At 67.1% G+C, this 2,325-nt stretch carries 2 protein-coding genes; both read right to left on the reverse strand.

Annotated features, from left to right (window positions below):
* Nucleotides 1–114: 114 nt before the first annotated feature.
* Nucleotides 115–1,311: a hypothetical protein gene (locus ACIHFD_RS67775; RefSeq protein WP_397375954.1), complete on the reverse strand. Its 1,197-nt coding sequence runs from the start codon at nucleotides 1,309–1,311 to the stop codon at nucleotides 115–117.
* Entirely contained in the window at nucleotides 1,308–1,835 is a 528-nt protein-coding gene (locus tag ACIHFD_RS67780; protein WP_397375955.1) for a SigE family RNA polymerase sigma factor, read from the reverse strand. Before ACIHFD_RS67780 ends, ACIHFD_RS67775 begins: the two co-directional genes overlap by 4 nt.
* Between the last annotated feature and the right edge of the window lie 490 nt (nucleotides 1,836–2,325).

Raw genomic sequence — 2,325 nt, forward strand, 5'->3', positions numbered from 1 at the left:
GCTACAACCGCTACGCCCCAGGCGACCACACACAGTCACTGCTCCCAGGCCACCCCGCCGAACTGACGACAGTTGAATAAGCGAGCCCACCAGTCCGGGACCCCAGATGATCCGTCACAGGGTGCCGGGGAAGCCCGGGAGCACCAGGTGGAAGAAGCCTTGGGCAGTGTAGGTGGCGAGCTTTCTGGCCTTGCCGGTCTCGACGTTCACCGCGTAGGCCGTGAAGGGAACGTATGGCGGGTCCAGGCTCGATACAGGCGCGTTGTCGTCCTGCTCATGGCATACCAGGGGCGTAGCCAGGGCCGTGATCTCGTGAGGGCCGGTCCAGCTGCGCAGGTAGACGCGGTTGGCTGTCATGGACAGGCCCCGCACGGGGATCCTCCGGAGCACCTTGCCGGTTTTCCGGTCCAGATGCACGAGGTTGGCCCCGCTTCTCAGGCATCCGGTGATGCCCGCTTCCACGCTCTCCACCGCGACGACGCTGTTCCCGTCGGGCCCGAGCGCGCCGACCAGGTAGTGCCCGGCGACGTCGACGGTTGTCGTGTTGCTCGCCGTGGACGTCTGCCAGAGCCGGGTGATGGTCTGCAGACGGGTTTTAGGCGCGTACTCCGCCAAGGTGATCGTGTCACCGTCCGGGGACAGGCCGATGGGGTTCCAGCCGTTCGGCAGCGGCCGGGCCATGCGCTCGCGCATGTCGAACAGCATGGCCGGGTCCTTGAGTGGCGGTCTTTTGGTGAAGGCGAGGAAGCGGCCGTCATCCGACAGCAGGAGGTGCGCGATACTGCCGAGCCAGGCTTTGGGCACCTTCGTCGGCGCCGTGAGCACTGTTCCGGAGGCGAGGTCGCGCACCGCGAAGGTGCCCGCCTTGGTGTCGTAGTACGCGATCTTACTGCCGTCCCGGCTGATCGCCAGCGGGCTCGGCCGGAGCCCCGACGGTGAACCGGACAGGGCCTGCGTCACCCGGTACGTCGTGCCACCACGGGTGACCACCCGCCAGCCGCCGTTCACGCATCCCGCCGGTGCCTTGCCACTCTGCGGTCGGCAGAATGTCATGAAGGCGTGGCTCAGTGGCTCCACCCCGCGCGCCGGCAGGTCGCTCACCGTCCTGGGTGCGACGGCCGGGCTCGGCTCCGCAGGCAGCAGTCGTACGGCGGACGTCACGCCGAGCGCGGTGGCGACGACCGCGGTGGCCGCGACGATCGAGACCGTCCTGCGTCGCCGCCGCTCGCGGATCCTGATCGTCCGCTCGGTCAGGTCTACCTGGGGCGCGTTGTCGGCCACGTCGTCCAGTGCATCTCGCAGCCAGATCATCGGTGTGCTCCCTTCAGGTCTTCCACTTCGGCGAACTTCGGTGCCAGCTCCGGCGCGAGTACTCGTAACCGGGCGAGCGCATGATGGGCTTGGCTCTTGACCGTGCCGATCGAGCAGCTCAGCAGCTTGGCGGTTTCGTGTTCGGTGAGGTCCTCGTAGTAGCGCAGAACGATCACCGCCCGCTGCTTGGGCGGCAGTTGCGCGAGCGCTCGCAGCATGACGATCCGGACGATTGTGGAATCCTCGGTGGAGTACGGCCGATCCGGCGGCTCGGCTCTCGGCAGCTCAGCCACCCTGGCCAGACGCCGGCGCCAGGAGATGTACTGGTTGACCAGAGCCTTGCGGGCGTACGCCTGCGGACTGGTGACGTCCGCCAGCTTGGGCCAGCGGCTGAGCACCTTGAGCAGCACGCTCTGCAGCAGGTCCTCGGCCAGGTGGGCGTCCCCCGTGAGCAGGTAGGCCGTCCGCATCAGCGACTGCTGATGGACGGCCATGAACTCGCGGAAGCTGTCATTGGGGTCCAAGATGACTCCTCTCATCCGTTACCGACGCCCGTGATCGGCAGATGGTTGGGTCGCTCCATGTCGCAGCCGGAGTCGAAAGCAGGCGGCCTGGGCGAAGTCACTGCGCGGACAAGTCCGCGAGGAGCCACACCATCAGACGCGTCCCGCTTGAGAACACCCTCGCTTTCATGACCGCAAACCATGACGGCATCCATGATGACCAGGCAAAACGCGCCTGGTGCAGGTGAGTGGAGAGCGAACGGGAACCCTGCTCATGGCCGGCGACGCCTGGCCTAACCGAAGAGCGCCCAGCGTGATGCGCGCTGGGCGCGGCCTGGCGGATCGGTCGGCCGGGCGTGCGGCTCTTCGGCCGGTCCCGGCCGCCGCTCGCTCTGGTGTAAGTTCCGGCTGTAAATGGGTCTGTCGCACTTGGCGGGGAGTGATCACGCAGTGCGACCTCCGGAAGCCGCAGCGCCCGATGGCCATGTTGGAGTAGATCGCGATCTTGCAA

Source organism: Nonomuraea sp. NPDC051941 (assembly GCF_044593615.1).